General features: G+C 60.7%; 16 protein-coding genes. All 16 read left to right on the top strand.

What is annotated here, in order from left to right:
* The first annotated feature begins 42 nt into the window (after nt 1-42).
* Nucleotides 43-1212 (top strand): cupin domain-containing protein, encoded by a 1170-nt coding sequence (locus NPS56_RS11780; RefSeq protein ID WP_274074759.1) that lies wholly within the window; start codon nt 43-45, stop codon nt 1210-1212.
* Complete coding sequence (locus NPS56_RS11775; RefSeq protein WP_032831798.1) at nt 1205-1630, top strand: GNAT family N-acetyltransferase; 426 nt, start codon at nt 1205-1207, stop codon at nt 1628-1630. Before NPS56_RS11780 ends, NPS56_RS11775 begins: the two co-directional genes overlap by 8 nt.
* Nucleotides 1631-1983: 353 nt before the next feature.
* Nucleotides 1984-2745 carry a secretin N-terminal domain-containing protein gene (locus tag NPS56_RS11770; protein WP_274074758.1) on the top strand — a complete coding sequence of 254 codons (762 nt, stop codon included), beginning with the start codon at nt 1984-1986 and terminating at the stop codon, nt 2743-2745.
* Nucleotides 2746-3221: 476 nt separating this feature from the next.
* The gene (aceA, locus tag NPS56_RS11765) at nt 3222-4547 is read left to right on the top strand and encodes an isocitrate lyase (RefSeq protein WP_007970439.1); all 1326 of its coding nucleotides are present in this window, start codon (nt 3222-3224) and stop codon (nt 4545-4547) included.
* A 462-nt stretch (nt 4548-5009) separates the two neighbouring features.
* Nucleotides 5010-5423, top strand: coding sequence for an NADH-quinone oxidoreductase subunit A (locus NPS56_RS11760; protein WP_007905050.1), 414 nt, complete (start codon nt 5010-5012; stop codon nt 5421-5423).
* 10 nt (nt 5424-5433) lie between these two features.
* Complete coding sequence (locus tag NPS56_RS11755) at nt 5434-6108, top strand: NuoB/complex I 20 kDa subunit family protein (RefSeq protein ID WP_046037844.1); 675 nt, start codon at nt 5434-5436, stop codon at nt 6106-6108.
* Nucleotides 6109-6181: 73 nt separating this feature from the next.
* Entirely contained in the window at nt 6182-7966 is a 1785-nt protein-coding gene (gene nuoC, locus NPS56_RS11750; RefSeq protein ID WP_274074757.1) for an NADH-quinone oxidoreductase subunit C/D, read from the top strand.
* Between the two features lie 2 nt (nt 7967-7968).
* Nucleotides 7969-8466 carry an NADH-quinone oxidoreductase subunit NuoE gene (gene nuoE, locus NPS56_RS11745; protein WP_008053447.1) on the top strand — a complete coding sequence of 166 codons (498 nt, stop codon included), beginning with the start codon at nt 7969-7971 and terminating at the stop codon, nt 8464-8466.
* On the top strand, nt 8463-9818 hold the full coding sequence (gene nuoF / locus NPS56_RS11740) for an NADH-quinone oxidoreductase subunit NuoF (protein WP_034146908.1): 1356 nt from the start codon (nt 8463-8465) through the stop codon (nt 9816-9818). Before nuoE ends, nuoF begins: the two co-directional genes overlap by 4 nt.
* A gap of 137 nt (nt 9819-9955) precedes the next feature.
* On the top strand, nt 9956-12670 hold the full coding sequence (gene nuoG / locus NPS56_RS11735; protein ID WP_274074756.1) for an NADH-quinone oxidoreductase subunit NuoG: 2715 nt from the start codon (nt 9956-9958) through the stop codon (nt 12668-12670).
* Complete coding sequence (gene nuoH, locus NPS56_RS11730; RefSeq protein WP_274074755.1) at nt 12667-13674, top strand: NADH-quinone oxidoreductase subunit NuoH; 1008 nt, start codon at nt 12667-12669, stop codon at nt 13672-13674. The genes nuoG and nuoH overlap by 4 nt, the downstream gene beginning before the upstream one ends.
* 12 nt (nt 13675-13686) lie before the next feature.
* Nucleotides 13687-14232, top strand: a complete 546-nt coding sequence (gene nuoI, locus NPS56_RS11725) for an NADH-quinone oxidoreductase subunit NuoI (protein ID WP_007970449.1) — start codon at nt 13687-13689, stop codon at nt 14230-14232.
* 9 nt (nt 14233-14241) lie between these two features.
* A complete protein-coding gene (gene nuoJ, locus NPS56_RS11720) occupies nt 14242-14745 on the top strand; it encodes an NADH-quinone oxidoreductase subunit J (RefSeq protein ID WP_274074754.1) in 504 nt (167 codons plus the stop codon).
* A gap of 2 nt (nt 14746-14747) precedes the next feature.
* Nucleotides 14748-15056, top strand: a complete 309-nt coding sequence (gene nuoK / locus NPS56_RS11715; protein ID WP_007946416.1) for an NADH-quinone oxidoreductase subunit NuoK — start codon at nt 14748-14750, stop codon at nt 15054-15056.
* Nucleotides 15053-16906 (top strand): NADH-quinone oxidoreductase subunit L, encoded by a 1854-nt coding sequence (nuoL, locus tag NPS56_RS11710; protein WP_274074753.1) that lies wholly within the window; start codon nt 15053-15055, stop codon nt 16904-16906. Before nuoK ends, nuoL begins: the two co-directional genes overlap by 4 nt.
* Before the next feature lie 39 nt (nt 16907-16945).
* Nucleotides 16946-18478, top strand: a complete 1533-nt coding sequence (gene nuoM / locus NPS56_RS11705) for an NADH-quinone oxidoreductase subunit M (RefSeq protein ID WP_274074752.1) — start codon at nt 16946-16948, stop codon at nt 18476-18478.
* The last annotated feature ends 1 nt before the right edge of the window (nt 18479 follow it).

Genomic DNA, 18479 nt, shown 5'->3' with positions numbered 1-18479 from the left:
TTTATTCCCGTATGAAAAGTGCTTTTTTTCAATAGGTTACACATGAATCCTGACATTCCTCTTCAACTTCTGGGCGGCATCACGGCACGCGAATTCCTGCGCGACTACTGGCAGAAAAAACCGTTGCTGATCCGTCAGGCGATTCCCGATTTCGAAAGCCCGATCGACGCCGACGAACTAGCCGGCCTGGCGCTGGAAGAAGAAGTCGAATCGCGTCTGGTGATCGAGAACGGCGAGCGCCCTTGGGAATTGCGTCGCGGCCCGTTCGCCGAAGACGAATTCAGCAAACTGCCGGAACGCGAGTGGACCCTGCTGGTGCAGGCCGTGGACCAGTTCGTGCCGGAAGTCAGCGAACTGCTGGAAAACTTCCGCTTCCTGCCGAGCTGGCGCATCGACGACGTGATGATCAGCTTCGCCGCCCCCGGTGGCAGCGTTGGCCCGCATTTCGACAACTACGACGTGTTCCTGCTGCAAGGCCATGGCAAGCGCAACTGGAAAATCGGCCAGATGTGCGACTCCGAAAGCCCGCTGCTGCAACACGCGGACCTGCGCATCCTCGCCGAATTCGAAGCCACCGATGAGTGGGTCCTGGAACCGGGCGACATGCTCTACCTGCCGCCGCGCCTGGCCCATTGCGGCGTTGCCGTCGATGACTGCCTGACCTACTCGGTCGGTTTCCGTGCACCGAGCGCCGCTGAAGTGCTGACCCACTTCACCGACTTCCTCAGCCAGTTCCTGCCGGACGAAGAGCGCTACACCGACGCCGACGCCCAGCCGGTGGCGGATCCGCATCAGATCCAGCACGACGCCCTCGATCGCCTCAAAGGCCTGCTGGCCGAGCACATGAGCGACGAGCGCCTGCTGCTGACCTGGTTCGGCCAGTTCATGACCGAGCCGCGTTACCCGGAACTGGTGGTCGGCCCGGAAGATCTCGAAGAAGACGACGTCCTCGGCGCGCTGGAACAAGGCGCGGTGCTGATCCGCAATCCAAGCGCACGCTTGGCCTGGTCGGAAGTCGATGACGACCTGCTGCTGTTCGCCAGCGGCCAGAGCCGTTACCTGCCGGGCAAACTGCGCGAGTTGTTGAAGATGATCTGCGCGGCCGACGCCTTGCACGTCGACAACCTGGGTGACTGGCTGGCCGACGAAGACGGCCGCGGCCTGCTGTGCGAACTGGTCAAGCAAGGAAGCCTGGGGTTTGCCGATGAATAAGATTCACGTACGTGTCGCAGACTGGCAGAAAGACAACGCCGAGATCCGGCGCATTCGTGAAGCGGTGTTCGTCGCCGAGCAATCCGTTCCGCCCGAGCTGGAATGGGATGCCGATGATGTGACGGCCGTGCATTTCCTCGCCCTCGAAGGCGACTTTCCCGTGGGCACCGCCCGCCTGCTGCCCGACGGTCACGTCGGCCGGGTGTCGGTCCTCAAGGACTGGCGCGGTCTGAAAGTCGGCGATGCACTGATGCACGCGGTGATCGGCGAAGCCGAAGAGCGCGGGCTGAAGCAGCAGATGCTCAGCGCCCAGGTGCAAGCCACGGCGTTCTATGAGCGCCTGGGCTTTCACATGGTCAGCGAGGAGTTCCTGGAAGCAGGGATTCCGCATGTGGACATGGTTCGCCATTCGGCCTGATACCGAGTCGCGGCCTTCGCGAGCAAGCCCGCTGCCACAATTGGAATGCATTCCCCTGTGGAAGCGGGCTTGCTCGCGAAGAGGCCAGTAGGCACACCACAAAACGCCCCGCCATCACGCGATGCCGGGGCGTTTTGTTGTCTAGCATTAAACTTGCCCCCTCCCAGGCCGACACACTGCTATCACCCAAACCTGTAGGAGCGAGCTTGCTCGCGATGTAGGTGAACGATGACGCGTGCTGCCTGAAGCAACGTGTCGCGATCAAGTTTTTCGCGAGCAAGCTCGCTCCTACAGACATTCCAGGCCGACAAACTGGCAATATCAACATTTTGAAGCTGGCGGAGATAACGGATATGTCCCTACGCACCCTGCTCACCACACTGCTGGTGACCTGCAGTTTACCGCTCATGGCCGCCACCGAAATCGTGCCGCTGAACTACCACACCAGCGCCGACATGTTGCCGGTGGCGCAGGATTTCATCGGCAAGGACGGCCAGGTCAGCGCCTACGGCAATCAGCTGATCGTCAATGCCGATCAGCGCAAGATCGACGAACTTAAGGCCTTGATCGGTCAACTCGACACCGCGCCCAAACGCCTGTTGATTACCGTCGACACCAACGAAAACAACTCCCAAGGCAATCAGGGTTATTCGGTCAACGGCGCCAAACCGGGCCAGACCCGCATCATCAGCCACAGCACCGACAGCCGGGACGGTGGCATCCAGCAGGTCCAGGCCACCGACGGCATGCCAGCTTTGATCCAGGTAGGCCAAAGCGTACCGCTGACGAGCAGCCAGACCGACTCCTACGGCGACCTGCGCAGCCAGACCGAATACCGCAACGTCACCCAGGGCTTCTACGTCACCGCCAACGTCACTGGCGAGATCGTTCACCTGTCGATCAGCACAAACCGTGACCGAATGAGCCAGGAACGTCCCGATGTAGTGAACGTGCAAAGCACCGACACAACCGTCACCGGCCGCCTGGGCGAGTGGATCCTGCTGGCCGGGGTCAACGGTCAGACCCAGGCCGACAAACAGGGCGGGAGCCGCAGCTACTCGACCCAGAGCCGCAACGACATGACCTTGCGGGTGAAAGTTGATACTTTGGACTAAAGCCCCGAAAACTGACTGAGGAGTCGTATTAGACCAAAGATGTAGTGCCTGAAAGAAAGCACTACAAAACGTTTGACGAGGCAAAAAAGCAAAGGCATGATGGCCTCGCTCCCGCTAATCAGGGGCCCTGGCAAGGGCCTTCGAGGCGATGTTCGCATCTACCCCGCGAACCGCTTCGTGTCTGTACCGCCCACAAGGTGTGTTTGACGAGGTTGCCGACTGGAACGAAGTTGTCCCGAGGGACGGAAGCGTATTTAGGTAAACCCGGCATCACACTGAAGTTCGCACCAAGGCCCACGACGCCCGAATGCGCCCGACAGTTCGCCCTTACCTGCTCACTTCCCCTCGAGCCCATCGTTCATCCCGTCGCCATCCCCGCCGAACCCGACTTGACCACCTAAGCTTCTGGTCAGCGAGCGCAGGAATTTTCCACCGCAGAACAACTTTTCATAAAGACGCGACGAGGTTTATCTCCCATGGCACTGACACGCGAACAGCAAATTGCAGCCCTCGAAAAAGACTGGGCTGAGAACCCGCGCTGGAAAGGCGTGACACGCACTTACTCCGCTGCTGACGTCGTCCGCCTGCGTGGCTCGGTTCAACCTGAGCACACCTTTGCAAAAATGGGCGCCGAGAAGCTGTGGAACCTGGTTACCCAGGGTGCCAAGCCAGCCTTCCGTCCTGAGAAAGATTTCGTCAACTGCATGGGCGCCCTGACCGGCGGCCAGGCTGTACAACAAGTCAAAGCCGGTATCCAGGCAATCTACCTGTCGGGCTGGCAAGTGGCTGCGGACAACAACTCCGCCGAATCGATGTACCCGGACCAGTCGCTGTACCCGGTTGACTCGGTACCGACCGTGGTCAAGCGCATCAACAACTCGTTCCGTCGCGCCGACCAGATCCAGTGGAAAGCCGGCAAGAACCCGGGCGACGCTGGCTACATCGACTACTTCGCGCCAATCGTGGCTGACGCCGAAGCCGGTTTCGGCGGCGTACTGAACGCCTACGAGCTGATGAAGAGCATGATCGAAGCAGGCGCCGCCGGCGTTCACTTCGAAGACCAACTGGCTTCCGTGAAGAAATGCGGCCACATGGGCGGCAAGGTACTGGTTCCTACCCAGGAAGCCGTACAGAAGCTGACCGCTGCCCGTCTGGCAGCCGACGTTGCCGGTACCCCGACCATCATCCTGGCCCGTACCGACGCCAACGCCGCTGACCTGCTGACCTCCGACTGCGACCCGTACGACCAGCCATTCGTGACTGGCGAACGTACCCAGGAAGGTTTCTACAAGGTGCGCGCCGGCCTGGATCAAGCCATCGCCCGCGGCCTGGCCTACGCTCCGTACGCCGACCTGATCTGGTGCGAAACTGCCAAGCCGGACCTGGACGAGGCCCGTCGCTTCGCTGAAGCGATCAAGAAGGAATACCCGGACCAACTGCTGTCGTACAACTGCTCGCCTTCCTTCAACTGGAAGAAAAACCTGGACGACGCGACCATCGCCAAGTTCCAGCGCGAACTGTCCGCCATGGGCTACAAGCACCAGTTCATCACCCTGGCCGGCATTCACAACATGTGGCACAGCATGTTCAACCTGGCGCACGACTACGCCCGCAACGACATGACTGCCTACGTGAAGCTGCAAGAGCAAGAGTTCGCTGATGCTGCCAAGGGTTACACCTTCGTGGCTCACCAGCAGGAAGTGGGCACCGGCTACTTCGACGACATGACCACCGTGATCCAGGGTGGCTCGTCTTCGGTAACCGCGCTGACCGGTTCGACCGAAGAAGAACAGTTCCACTGATCTGCTTCACTTGAGACATCAGCCGCCGCGGGCCTTATAGAAAGCTAACCGCAGCGCTGCACACCTGACGCCCCGACTGGTTCGGGGCGTTTTTTTGCCCGCAATTCCCCATACACAACAAAACCCTGTAATGCGCAAATAAGACAACTTCCCCACCCTAAACCCACTAAACAGTTTAAAAACCGGCACAAACAATATTGATTATCATTTAGCGAAAACTATGTTCGTTACATTCCTTACAAAACATAATTCCCGAAATGCCGGCTAATGCCCGCAACGCAAGGGCTACGGCGCTTTTACCGCGCGCTATGTCCTTATTCCTATAAATAATTTCGCTATAGGAATTTTACTTGCTGGGTGTTTAGCCATAAAATCAGCGGGATTGATTGCTGCGACATATCGTCACTGCTTTGTTACTTTTTCAAGCTCAGAGACCTTTGCTCTCTGTTAAGGATTACCAGCATGCCCGAAGCGACAGGACTCATGGCCCACAACTGGGGCTTTGCCATTTTCCTTCTAGGCGTCGGCGGCCTCTGCGCCTTCATGCTCGGTGTCTCCAGCCTACTCGGGTCAAAAGCCTGGGGCCGCAGCAAAAACGAACCGTTCGAGTCCGGCATGCTACCTACAGGTGGCGCCCGCTTGCGGCTCTCAGCCAAATTCTATCTGGTCGCGATGCTGTTCGTGATCTTCGATATCGAAGCCCTCTTTCTCTTTGCATGGTCTGTGTCCGTCCGCGAAAGCGGCTGGACCGGATTCGTCGAAGCTCTCGTTTTCATAGCAATTCTGTTGGCAGGTCTTGTCTACCTATTCCGAGTGGGTGCCCTTGACTGGGCTCCGGAAGCTCGGCGCAAGCGGCAAGCGAAGCTGAAACAATGAGGCTTTGGCAATGCAATACAATCTCACCAGGATCGACCCCGATGCTCCTAACGAGCAGTATCCGATTGGCCAGCGGGAAACCGTTTCCGATCCGTTAGAAGATCAAGTCCACAAAAACATCTTCATGGGCAAGCTCGAAGACGTGCTTAACGGCACGATCAACTGGGGGCGCAAGAACTCCCTGTGGCCGTACAACTTCGGTCTTTCGTGCTGCTACGTGGAAATGACTACCGCCTTCACGGCGCCCCACGACATCGCGCGCTTTGGCGCCGAGGTTATCCGGGCATCGCCGCGCCAGGCGGATTTCATGGTTATCGCCGGTACCTGCTTCATCAAGATGGCGCCGATCATCCAGCGTCTCTACGAGCAAATGCTCGAACCTAAATGGGTCATCTCCATGGGTTCGTGCGCCAACTCCGGTGGCATGTACGACATCTACTCCGTCGTTCAAGGGGTGGACAAGTTCCTGCCCGTGGACGTCTACGTGCCTGGCTGCCCGCCCCGTCCTGAAGCTTTCCTGCAAGGTTTGATGCTGCTGCAGGAGTCGATTGGACAGGAGCGTCGTCCGCTTTCCTGGGTCGTTGGTGATCAAGGCGTCTACCGCGCCGAGATGCCTTCGGAGAAGGAAAAGCGCCGCGAACAGCGAATCGCAGTCACCAACCTGCGCAGCCCCGACGAAGTCTGATCCAGATCTGCTTCTTTAATAGAACGAGACACTGGCTTCATTCTTTACGTTGACCGAAAGCGATAAAATAACCATGACTACAGGCAGTGCTCTGTACATCCCGCCTTACAAGGCAGACGACCAGGATGTGGTCGTCGAACTGAACAACCGTTTTGGCCCGGAGGCGTTCACCGCCCAGCCTACCCGCACCGGCATGCCGGTGCTTTGGGTTGCCCGTGCCAAACTCGTCGAAGTCCTGACCTTCCTGCGCAACCTGCCCAAGCCGTACGTCATGCTCTATGACCTGCACGGCGTGGACGAGCGTCTGCGTACCAAGCGTCAAGGGCTGCCGAACGGCGTCGACTTCTCCGTGTTCTACCACTTGATGTCGATCGAGCGTAATAGTGACGTAATGATCAAGGTCGCCTTGTCCGAGAGCGACCTCAGCCTGCCGACCGTCACCAGCATCTGGCCGAACGCCAACTGGTACGAGCGTGAAGTCTGGGACATGTACGGCATCGACTTCAAAGGTCACCCGCACCTGTCGCGCATCATGATGCCGCCGACCTGGGAAGGTCACCCGCTGCGCAAGGACTTCCCGGCCCGTGCCACCGAGTTCGACCCGTTCACCCTGAACCTGGCCAAGCAGCAACTCGAGGAAGAGTCCGCGCGCTTCAAGCCGGAAGACTGGGGCATGAAGCGTTCCGGCCCGAACGAGGACTACATGTTCCTCAACCTCGGCCCGAACCACCCTTCGGCGCACGGTGCATTCCGCATCATCCTGCAGCTGGACGGTGAAGAGATCGTCGACTGCGTTCCGGACATCGGTTACCACCACCGTGGCGCCGAGAAGATGGCCGAGCGTCAGTCCTGGCACAGCTTCATCCCGTACACCGACCGTATCGACTACCTCGGCGGCGTGATGAACAACCTGCCGTACGTGCTCTCGGTCGAGAAGCTGGCCGGCATCAAGGTGCCCGAGAAAGTCGACGTCATCCGCATCATGATGGCTGAGTTCTTCCGGATCACCAGCCACCTGCTGTTCCTGGGTACCTACATCCAGGACGTCGGCGCCATGACCCCGGTGTTCTTCACCTTCACCGACCGCCAGAAAGCGTACACCGTGATCGAAGCCATCACCGGTTTCCGCCTGCACCCGGCCTGGTACCGCATCGGTGGCGTCGCCCACGACCTGCCGCGCGGCTGGGAAAAACTGGTCAAGGATTTCGTCGAGTGGATGCCCAAGCGCCTGGACGAATACCAGAAAGCCGCACTGGACAACAGCATCCTGCGCGGCCGGACCATCGGCGTCGCCGACTACAACACCAAGCAAGCCCTGGAATGGGGCGTCACCGGTGCCGGCCTGCGTGCCACCGGTTGCGACTTCGACCTGCGTAAGGCGCGTCCGTACTCGGGCTACGAGAACTTCGAGTTCGAAGTGCCGCTGGCCGCCAATGGCGATGCCTACGACCGTTGCATCGTGCGCGTCGAAGAGATGCGCCAGAGCATCCGGATCATCGACCAGTGCATGCGCAACATGCCGGAAGGCCCGTACAAGGCGGATCACCCGCTGACCACGCCGCCACCGAAAGAGCGCACGCTGCAGCACATCGAAACCTTGATCACGCACTTCCTGCAGGTTTCGTGGGGCCCGGTCATGCCGGCCAACGAATCCTTCCAGATGATCGAAGCGACCAAGGGCATCAACAGTTATTACCTGACGAGCGATGGCGGCACCATGAGCTACCGCACCCGGATTCGTACCCCAAGCTTCCCGCACCTGCAGCAGATCCCTTCGGTGATCAAAGGCAGCATGGTCGCGGACTTGATCGCGTACCTGGGTAGTATCGATTTCGTTATGGCCGACGTGGACCGCTAAGCATGAACAGCACGCTTATCCAGACAGACCGTTTCACCTTGAGTGAGACCGAGCGCTCGGCCATCGAGCACGAGTTGCATCACTACGAAGACCCGCGCGCGGCGTCGATCGAAGCCCTGAAGATCGTCCAGAAGGAACGTGGCTGGGTGCCCGATGGCGCCCTGTACGCCATCGGCGAGATCCTCGGCATCCCGGCCAGCGACGTAGAAGGCGTGGCGACATTCTATAGCCAGATCTTCCGCCAGCCGGTTGGCCGCCACATCATTCGCGTCTGCGACAGCATGGTCTGCTACATCGGCGGCCATGAATCCGTGGTCAGCGAAATCCAGAGCAAACTCGGCATCGGCCTGGGTCAGACCACCACCGATGGTCGTTTCACCCTGCTGCCGGTTTGCTGCCTCGGCAACTGCGACAAGGCGCCGGCGTTGATGATCGACGACGACACTTTCGGGGATGTGCAGCCAGCAGGCGTTGCCAAATTGCTCGAGGGCTACGTATGACCCTGACTTCCTTCGGTCCAGCCAACCGCATCAAGCGTTCGGCCGAGACTCACCCGCTCACCTGGCGCCTGCGTGACGACGGCGAAGCCGTCTGGCTCGACGAGTACCAGGCCAAGAACGGCTACGCCGCTGCGCGCAAGGCCTTCGCCGACATGGCCCAGGACGACATCGTCCAGACCGTGAAAGACGCAGGCCTCAAGGGCCGCGGCGGTGCAGGCTTCCCCACGGGCGTGAAGTGGGGCCTGATGCCCAAGGACGAATCCATCAACATCCGCTACCTGCTGTGCAACGCGGATGAAATGGAGCCGAACACCTGGAAAGACCGCATGCTGATGGAGCAACTGCCCCATCTGCTGATCGAAGGCATGCTGATCAGTGCCCGCGCGCTGAAAACCTATCGTGGCTACATCTTCCTGCGTGGCGAGTACACCACCGCCGCCAAGCACCTCAACCGTGCCGTGGAAGAAGCCAAGGCTGCAGGCCTGTTGGGCAAGAACATCCTGGGTTCGGGTTTTGATTTCGAGCTGTTCGTCCACACCGGTGCCGGGCGTTACATCTGCGGTGAAGAAACCGCACTGATCAACTCCCTCGAAGGCCGTCGCGCCAACCCGCGCTCCAAGCCGCCCTTCCCTGCCGCCGTTGGCGTGTGGGGCAAACCGACCTGCGTGAACAACGTCGAGACCCTGTGCAACGTGCCGGCGATCATTGCCGACGGCGTGGACTGGTACAAATCCCTGGCCCGCGAAGGCAGCGAAGACATGGGCACCAAGCTCATGGGCTTCTCCGGCAAGGTCAAGAACCCGGGCCTGTGGGAACTGCCATTCGGCGTCACCGGTCGCGAGTTGTTCGAAGACTACGCCGGCGGCATGCGCGACGGCTTCAAGCTCAAGGCCTGGCAGCCAGGCGGCGCCGGTACCGGCTTCCTGTTGCCGGAACACCTGGACGCACAAATGTACGCCGGCGGCATCGCCAAGGTGGGTACCCGTATGGGTACCGGCCTGGCCATGGCGGTGGACGACAGCGTCAATATGGTGTCCCTGCTGCGCAACATGGAGCAGTTCTTCGCCCGCGAATCCTGTGGTTTCTGCACCCCGTGCCGCGATGGCCTGCCATGGAGCGTCAAGCTCCTGATGGCCATCGAGAACGGTGAAGGCCAGCCAGGCGACATCGAGACCCTGCTGGGTCTGGTCGGCTTCCTCGGCCCAGGCAAGACCTTCTGTGCTCACGCACCGGGCGCCGTGGAGCCATTGGGCAGCGCAATCAAATACTTCCGCCATGAGTTCGAAGCCGGTATCGCGCCTGTCAGCGCCGCCGTCCCGCCTCTGGCAAGGCCGATCGTAGTCGGCGCGTAAACGCTTAAAAAAGGCGAAGGGTCCGTGCCCTTCGCTTTTCGTGCGATGACGCCTTTACCGGCTGTGTTGATTCGCGCGGATAACAAGATTCCATTAGCCACGCCCGCTGACACCGGGCCAACGAAGAACTTTGAACCATGGCCACTATCCACGTAGACGGCAAAGCGCTCGAAGTCGATGGGGCAGACAACCTGTTACAGGCATGTCTGTCTCTGGGCCTCGATATTCCGTATTTCTGCTGGCACCCTGCCCTTGGCAGCGTTGGCGCTTGCCGCCAGTGCGCGGTCAAGCAGTACACCGACGAGAACGACACCCGTGGTCGTATCGTCATGTCCTGCATGACCCCTGCCACCGACAACACCTGGATCTCCATCGAAGATGAAGAATCCAAGGCCTTCCGCGCCAGTGTTGTCGAATGGCTGATGACCAACCACCCTCACGACTGCCCGGTCTGTGAAGAAGGCGGTCACTGCCACCTGCAAGACATGACGGTAATGACCGGCCACAACGAGCGCCGTTACCGCTTCACCAAGCGTACCCACCAGAACCAGCAACTGGGCCCGTTCATTTCCCACGAGATGAACCGCTGCATCGCCTGCTACCGCTGCGTGCGCTTCTATAAGGACTACGCCGGCGGCACCGACCTCGGCGTATTCGGCGCCCACGACAACGTGTACTTCGGTCGCGTTGAAGACGGCACCCTGGAAAGCGAGTTCTCCGGCAACCTCACCGAGGTCTGCCCGACCGGTGTGTTCACCGACAAGACTCACTCCGAGCGCTACAACCGCAAGTGGGACATGCAGTTCTCGCCGAGCATCTGCCATGGCTGCTCCAGCGGTTGCAACATCTCCCCGGGCGAGCGTTACGGCGAACTGCGTCGTATCGAAAACCGTTTCAACGGTTCGGTAAACCAGTACTTCCTGTGCGACCGTGGCCGTTTCGGCTATGGCTACGTCAACCGCGAAGACCGTCCGCGTCAGCCGCTGCTGGCCAATGGTGCCAAGCTGAGCCTGGACGAAGCACTGGATAAAGCCGCCGACCTGCTGCGCGGTCGCAACATCGTCGGTATCGGTTCGCCACGCGCCAGCCTCGAAAGCAACTACGCGTTGCGCGAACTGGTCGGTGCCGAGCACTTCTACTCGGGTATCGAAGCTGCCGAGCTGGACCGCATCCGTCTGGTCCTGCAAGTGCTCAAAGACAGCCCGTTGCCAGTACCGAACATGCGCGACATCGAAGACCACGACGCCATCTTCGTCCTCGGCGAAGACCTGACCCAGACTGCTGCGCGCATGGCCCTGTCCCTGCGTCAATCGGTCAAGGGCAAGGCCGAAGACATGGCCGACGCCATGCGCGTCCAGCCATGGCTCGACGCCGCGGTGAAGAACATCGGCCAGCACGCGCTGAACCCGCTGTTCATCGCCAGCCTGGCTGAGACCAAGCTCGACGACATCGCTGAAGAGTGCGTACACGCCGCTCCAGACGACCTGGCCCGCATCGGTTTCGCCGTGGCTCACGCCCTCGACGCCAGCGCGCCTGCCGTTGAAGGCCTGGACGCTGAAGCCCTCGAACTGGCCAAGCGCATTGCCGACGCCCTGCTCGCCGCCAAGCGCCCACTGATCATCGCCGGTACTTCCCTGGGCTCCAAAGCCCTGATCGAAGCCGCCGCGAACATCGCCAAAGCCCTGAAGCTGCGCGAGAAGAACGGTTCCATCAGCCTGATCGTGCCAGAAGCCAACAGCCTCGGCCTGGCCATGCTCGGTGGCGAGTCGGTCGACGCTGCGCTGCAAGCAGTCATCGACGGTAAAGCCGACGCCATCGTCGTGCTGGAAAACGATCTGTACACCCGTACCGACAAGGCCAAGGTCGATGCTGCCCTGAGCGCGACCAAAGTGCTGATCGTCGCCGACCACCAGAAGACCGCCACCAGCGATCGCGCGCAACTGGTCCTGCCAGCCGCCAGCTTTGCTGAAGGCGACGGTACCCTGGTCAGCCAGGAAGGCCGCGCCCAGCGTTTCTTCCAGGTTTTCGATCCGAAGTACATGGATGCGAGCATCCTGGTCCACGAAGGCTGGCGCTGGCTGCATGCCCTGCGCGCGACCCTGCTGAACCAGCCGATCGACTGGACCCAACTGGACCACGTCACCGCTGCCGTCGCTTCCAGCACCTCGATCCTGAACCGCATCGTCGATGCCGCACCGTCCGCCGCGTTCCGCATCAAGGGCATGAAACTGGCCCGTGAACCGCTGCGCTACTCCGGTCGTACCGCCATGCGCGCCGACATCAGCGTGCACGAACCGCGTACCCCGCAGGACAAGGACACCGCGTTCGCCTTCTCCATGGAAGGTTACTCGGGTTCCGCCGAACCGCGTCAGCAAGTGCCCTTCGCCTGGTCTCCGGGCTGGAACTCGCCGCAGGCCTGGAACAAGTTCCAGGACGAAGTCGGTGGTCACATCCGTGCTGGCGACCCGGGCACCCGCCTGATCGAAAGCACCGGCGACTCGTTGAACTGGTTCGCCAGTGTTCCGCGCGCGTTCAACCCGGCACCGGGTACCTGGCAGGTCGTGCCGTTCTTCCACCTGTTCGGCAGCGAAGAGAACTCTTCGAAAGCCGCGCCGGTCCAGGAACGCATCCCGGCGGCCTATGTTGCCCTGGCCAAGTCCGAAGCCGATCGCCTCGGTGTCAACGACGGTGCCCTGCTGCGCTTGAACGTGGCTGGCCAGACCCTGCGTCTGCCGCTGCGCATCAACGAAGAACTGGGCGCCGGTCTGGTGGCATTGCCTGCGGGCATCGCCGGCATTCCGCCAGCCATCTTTGGCAAATCCGTTGACGGTCTGCAGGAGGCAGCTCAATGACCTGGTTCACTCCTGAGGTGATCGACATCATCCTCGCGGTCCTCAAGGCCGTGGTGATCCTGCTCGCCGTGGTGGTCTGCGGCGCCCTGCTCAGCTGGGTCGAGCGTCGTCTGCTCGCCCTCTGGCAGGACCGTTACGGTCCGAACCGTGTGGGTCCGTTCGGCGCGTTCCAGATCGCCGCCGACATGATCAAGATGTTCTTCAAGGAAGACTGGACGCCTCCGTTCGCCGACAAGATGATCTTTACCCTGGCACCGGTAGTCGCCATGAGCGCCCTGCTGATTGCCTTCGCGATCATCCCGATCACCCCGACCTGGGGCGTGGCGGACCTGAACATCGGCATCCTGTTCTTCTTCGCCATGGCCGGTTTGTCGGTCTACGCGGTGTTGTTCGCCGGTTGGTCGAGCAACAACAAGTTCGCCCTGCTGGGCAGCTTGCGTGCCTCGGCGCAGACCGTGTCGTACGAAGTGTTCATGGGCCTGTCGCTGATGGGCATCGTGATCCAGGTCGGCTCGTTCAACATGCGCGACATCGTCGACTACCAGGCGCAGAACCTGTGGTTCATCATTCCGCAGATCTTCGGTTTCCTGACCTTCTTCATCGCTGGCGTGGCCGTGACTCACCGTCACCCGTTCGACCAGCCGGAAGCGGAACAGGAACTGGCCGACGGTTACCACATTGAATACGCCGGCATGAAATGGGGCATGTTCTTCGTCGGCGAGTACATCGGCATCGTGTTGATTTCGGCGCTGCTGGTGACCTTGTTCTTCGGTGGCTGGCACGGTCCGTTCGGCATCCTGCCGCAGATCCCGTTCATCTGGTTCGCACTGAAAACCGCGTTCTTCATCATGATCTTCATCCTGCTGCGCGCTTCGATTCCGCGCCCACGGTATGACCAAGTGATGGATTTCAGCTGGAAGTTCTGCTTGCCGCTGACCCTCGTCAACATGCTGGTGACCGCTGCGATCGTGTTGCTCAACACGCCCGCCGTCGCGGCTCAGTGAGGATAGAGAATCATGAAGTACATATTTGACATCGTGCATGGCTTCTACACCCAGCTTCGCAGCCTGGTGATGATCTTCGGCCACGCCTTCCGCAAGCGCGACACGCTGCAGTACCCGGAAGAACCGGTCTACCTGCCGCCGCGCTACCGTGGACGTATCGTCCTGACCCGCGACCCCGACGGCGAAGAGCGTTGTGTAGCCTGCAACCTGTGCGCCGTGGCGTGCCCGGTCGGTTGCATCTCGCTGCAGAAAGCTGAAACCGAAGACGGTCGCTGGTACCCGGACTTCTTCCGCATCAACTTCTCGCGCTGCATTTTCTGTGGCCTCTGCGAGGAAGCCTGCCCGACCACCGCGATCCAGCTCACGCCGGACTTCGAAATGGCCGAGTTCAAACGTCAGGACCTGGTTTACGAGAAAGAAGATCTGCTGATCTCCGGCCCCGGCAAAAACCCTGATTACAACTTCTATCGTGTTGCAGGTATGGCGATTGCCGGTAAGCCAAAAGGCTCCGCGCAGAATGAAGCCGAACCGATCAACGTGAAGAGCTTGCTGCCTTAAGGAAGAAAGATGGAATTCGCTTTCTATTTCGCATCGGGTATCGCTGTGGTGTCCACGCTCCGCGTGATCACCAACACCAACCCTGTGCACGCCCTGCTCTACCTGATCATTTCGCTGATCGCCGTGGCCATGACGTTCTTCGCCCTCGGCGCACCGTTTGCCGGTGTCCTGGAAGTGATCGCCTACGCTGGCGCCATCATGGTGCTGTTCGTGTTCGTGGTGATGATGCTGAACCTGGGGCCCGCCTCGGTTCAGCAGGAGCGCGTCTGGCTCAAGCCCGGCATCTGGCTCGGCCCGGTCGTACTCGGCGCCCTGCTGCTGGTGGAACTGCTGTACGTGCTGTTCGCCCACCAGAGCGGCCAGGCCGTCGGCCACACCACCGTAGACGCCAAGGCCGTGGGCATCAGCCTGTTCGGTCCTTACCTGCTGGTGGTCGAACTCGCCTCGATGCTGCTGCTCGCCGCAGCCGTGACGGCGTTCCATTTGGGCCGTAACGAAGCCAAGGAGCAATGACGATGCCTGCTATCCCCATGGAGCATGGTCTGGCGGTCGCCGGCATCCTGTTCTGCCTCGGCCTGGTCGGCCTGATGGTCCGCCGCAACATCCTCTTCGTGCTGATGAGCCTGGAGGTCATGATGAATGCCTCCGCCCTGGCGTTCATCGTTGCCGGTAGCCGCTGGGCGCAGCCGGATGGACAGATCATGTTCATCCTGGTGATCAGCCTGGCAGCCGCCGAGGCCAGTATTGGCCTGGCGATCCTGCTGCAACTGTATCGCCGCTTCCACACGCTCGATATCGACGCTGCCAGTGAGATGCGCGGATGAATCTTCTCTATCTGACTTTCGTATTCCCTCTCATAGGTTTCCTGCTGCTGTCGTTCTCCCGTGGACGCATCTCGGAAAACCTCGCCGCGCTGATCGGCGTCGGCTCCATCGGTCTGTCGGCGATCGTCACCGCCTACGTGATCTGGCAATTCAACGTCGCCCCGCCACAAGGCGGCCACTACACCCAGGTGTTGTGGCAGTGGATGGCGGTGGAAGGTTTCACGCCGAACTTCGCGCTGTACCTGGACGGCCTGTCGGTCACCATGCTCGGCGTGGTTGTCGGCGTCGGCTTCCTGATCCACCTGTTCGCGTCCTGGTACATGCGCGGTGAAGCCGGTTACTCGCGCTTCTTCGCCTACACCAACCTGTTCATCGCCAGCATGCTGTTCCTGGTGCTGGGCGATAACCTGTTGTTCCTGTACTTCGGCTGGGAAGGCGTGGGCCTGTGCTCGTACCTGTTGATCGGTTTCTACTACAGCAACCGCAACAACGGTAACGCGGCACTCAAGGCATTCATCGTCACCCGTATCGGCGACGTGTTCATGGCCATCGGCCTGTTCATCCTGTTTGCCCAACTGGGCACGCTGAATGTCCAGGAACTGCTGGTGCTGGCACCGCAGAAATTCCAGGCCGGCGACTTCTGGATGGTCATGGCCACCCTGATGCTGCTGGGCGGCGCTGTCGGTAAATCCGCGCAACTGCCGCTGCAAACCTGGCTGGCGGACGCGATGGCCGGTCCTACCCCGGTTTCGGCACTGATCCACGCCGCAACCATGGTGACCGCCGGTGTCTACCTGATCGCCCGTACCCACGGCCTGTTCACCCTGGCGCCGGAAATCCTGCATCTTGTAGGTATCGTTGGTGGTGTGACCCTGGTGCTTGCAGGTTTCGCCGCCCTGGTCCAGACCGACATCAAGCGTATCCTCGCCTACTCGACCATGAGCCAGATCGGCTACATGTTCCTGGCCCTGGGCGTGGGTGCCTGGGATGGCGCAATCTTCCACCTGATGACCCACGCCTTCTTCAAGGCCCTGCTGTTCCTTGCCTCCGGTGCGGTGATCGTTGCCTGCCACCACGAGCAGAACATCTTCAAGATGGGCGGCCTGTGGAAGAAACTGCCTCTGGCCTACGCCAGCTTCATCGTCGGCGGCGCGGCCCTGGCGGCCCTGCCACTGGTGACCGCAGGCTTCTACTCCAAGGACGAAATCCTCTGGGAAGCGTTTGCCAGCGGTAACGAAGGCCTGCTGTATGCCGGTCTGGTCGGTGCGTTCATGACCTCGCTGTACACCTTCCGCCTGATCTTCATCGCGTTCCACGGTGAAGCGAAGACCGAAGCCCACGCCGGTCACGGCATTGCCCACTGGCTGCCACTGTCGGTGCTGATCGTATTGTCCACCGCCATCGGCGCGATGATCGTTCCGCCACTGCACGGCGTGCTGCCGCAAAGCGTCGGCCATGCCGGCGGCGAAGCCAAGCACAGCCTGGAAATCGCTTCGGGCGCCATCGCCCTGGCCGGTATCCTGCTGGCAGCCTTGCTGTTCCTCGGCAAGCGTCGCTTCGTCACCGCCATCGCCAACAGCGGCATCGGCCGTTTCCTCTCGGCCTGGTGGTTCGCTGCCTGGGGCTTCGACTGGATCTACGACAAACTGTTCGTCAAGCCATACCTGGCGATCAGCCACATCCTGCGCAAAGACCCGCTCGACCAGACCATCGGTCTGATCCCGCGCATGGCCAAAGGCGGTCACACCGCCCTGAGCCGTACCGAGACCGGTCAACTGCGTTGGTACGCCGCCTCGATGGCTGCTGGTGCCGTGCTGGTCATCGGCGCTGTCGTGCTGGTAGCGGTCTGATATGAACCTTGCGAATTTGCGAAAGGAAACGAACCCGTCATGATTCTGCCTTGGCTAATCCTGATTCCCTTCATCGGCGGCCTGCTGTGCTGGATGGGTGAGCGCTTCGGCGCCACCCTCCCCCGCTGGATTGCGCTGATCACCATGTCCCTGTTGCTCGCTCTCGGCCTCTGGCTGTGGGCCAACGGTGATTATTCATTTGCCCCGGCGCCTGGCGCCGACCCGACCTGGGCGCTTGAGTTCAAGCACGTCTGGATCGAACGCTTCGGCATCAACGTGCACCTGGCCCTCGACGGCCTGTCGCTGTTGATGATCATGCTGACCGGTCTGCTGGGTGTGCTCTCGGTACTCTGCTCGTGGAAAGAGATCCAGCGTCACGTGGGCTTCTTCCACCTGAACCTGATGTGGATCCTGGGCGGTGTCGTCGGCGTGTTCCTCGCCCTCGACCTGTTCATGTTCTTCTTCTTCTGGGAAATGATGCTGGTGCCGATGTACTTCCTCATCGCGCTCTGGGGTCACAGTTCTTCGGATGGCAAGAAAACCCGGATCTACGCGGCGACCAAGTTCTTCATCTTCACTCAGGCTTCCGGCCTGATCATGCTGGTGGCGATCCTCGGTCTGGTACTGGTCAACTTCAACGACACCGGCGTGATTACCTTCAACTACGCCGACCTGTTGAAGACCAAGATGTCGATGACCACCGAGTACATCCTGATGCTCGGCTTCTTCATCGCCTTCGCGGTCAAGCTGCCAGTCGTGCCGTTCCACTCCTGGTTGCCTGACGCTCACGCCCAGGCGCCGACCGCAGGTTCCGTCGACCTCGCCGGTATCTTGCTGAAAACCGCGGCCTACGGCCTGCTGCGTTTCGCCCTGCCGCTGTTCCCGAATGCCTCGGCCGAGTTCGCGCCGTTTGCAATGGCCCTGGGCCTGATCGGGATCTTCTACGGTGCGTTCCTGGCGTTCGCGCAAACCGACATCAAGCGTCTGATCGCCTTCTCGTCCGTTTCCCACATGGGCTTCGTACTGATCGGCATCTACTCCGGCAGCCAACTGGCGCTGCAGGGCGCGGTGATGCAGATGCTGGCGCACGGCCTGTCGGCGGCGGCACTCTTTATCCTCAGCGGCCAGCTGTACGAGCGCACCCACACCCGCGACATGCGTGAAATGGGTGGTCTGTGGTCGAAGATCGCCTACCTGCCAGCCCTCAGCCTGTTCTTTGCAGCGGCGTCCCTAGGCCTGCCGGGTACCGGTAACTTCGTCGGTGAGTTCCTGATCCTGATCGGTACTTTCCCGATCGCTCCATGGGTGACCATCATCGCCACCACCGGCCTGGTGTTCGGTTCGGTCTACTCGCTGATCATGATCCACCGTGCCTACTTCGGCCCGGCCAAATCGGACGCGGTACTGCATGGCATGGACGGTCGCGAAATGATCATGGTGGTCGGCCTGGCAGCACTGCTGATCTACATCGGCGTGTACCCGCAACCGTTCCTCGATACCTCTGCCGCGACGATGCATGGCGTGCAGCAGTGGCTCGGCACCGCCTTCACTCAACTCGCTTCGGCCCGGTAAG

Source organism: Pseudomonas putida, from assembly GCF_028682635.1.
Classification (GTDB): domain Bacteria; phylum Pseudomonadota; class Gammaproteobacteria; order Pseudomonadales; family Pseudomonadaceae; genus Aquipseudomonas; species Aquipseudomonas putida_AE.
The sequence above is the reverse complement of the archived record's forward strand: the minus strand, read 5'-3'. Positions and strand labels throughout refer to the sequence as shown.

Bases quoted from the DNA above. Each gene is read 5' to 3' on its own strand.
- NPS56_RS11780 (WP_274074759.1), top strand. From the start codon at position 43: ATGAATCCTGACATTCCTCTTCAACTTCTGGGCGGCATCACGGCACGC.
- NPS56_RS11775 (WP_032831798.1), top strand. From the start codon at position 1,205: ATGAATAAGATTCACGTACGTGTCGCAGACTGGCAGAAAGACAACGCC.
- NPS56_RS11770 (WP_274074758.1), top strand. From the start codon at position 1,984: ATGTCCCTACGCACCCTGCTCACCACACTGCTGGTGACCTGCAGTTTA.
- aceA (WP_007970439.1), top strand. From the start codon at position 3,222: ATGGCACTGACACGCGAACAGCAAATTGCAGCCCTCGAAAAAGACTGG.
- NPS56_RS11760 (WP_007905050.1), top strand. From the start codon at position 5,010: ATGCCCGAAGCGACAGGACTCATGGCCCACAACTGGGGCTTTGCCATT.
- NPS56_RS11755 (WP_046037844.1), top strand. From the start codon at position 5,434: ATGCAATACAATCTCACCAGGATCGACCCCGATGCTCCTAACGAGCAG.
- nuoC (WP_274074757.1), top strand. From the start codon at position 6,182: ATGACTACAGGCAGTGCTCTGTACATCCCGCCTTACAAGGCAGACGAC.
- nuoE (WP_008053447.1), top strand. From the start codon at position 7,969: ATGAACAGCACGCTTATCCAGACAGACCGTTTCACCTTGAGTGAGACC.
- nuoF (WP_034146908.1), top strand. From the start codon at position 8,463: ATGACCCTGACTTCCTTCGGTCCAGCCAACCGCATCAAGCGTTCGGCC.
- nuoG (WP_274074756.1), top strand. From the start codon at position 9,956: ATGGCCACTATCCACGTAGACGGCAAAGCGCTCGAAGTCGATGGGGCA.
- nuoH (WP_274074755.1), top strand. From the start codon at position 12,667: ATGACCTGGTTCACTCCTGAGGTGATCGACATCATCCTCGCGGTCCTC.
- nuoI (WP_007970449.1), top strand. From the start codon at position 13,687: ATGAAGTACATATTTGACATCGTGCATGGCTTCTACACCCAGCTTCGC.
- nuoJ (WP_274074754.1), top strand. From the start codon at position 14,242: ATGGAATTCGCTTTCTATTTCGCATCGGGTATCGCTGTGGTGTCCACG.
- nuoK (WP_007946416.1), top strand. From the start codon at position 14,748: ATGCCTGCTATCCCCATGGAGCATGGTCTGGCGGTCGCCGGCATCCTG.
- nuoL (WP_274074753.1), top strand. From the start codon at position 15,053: ATGAATCTTCTCTATCTGACTTTCGTATTCCCTCTCATAGGTTTCCTG.
- nuoM (WP_274074752.1), top strand. From the start codon at position 16,946: ATGATTCTGCCTTGGCTAATCCTGATTCCCTTCATCGGCGGCCTGCTG.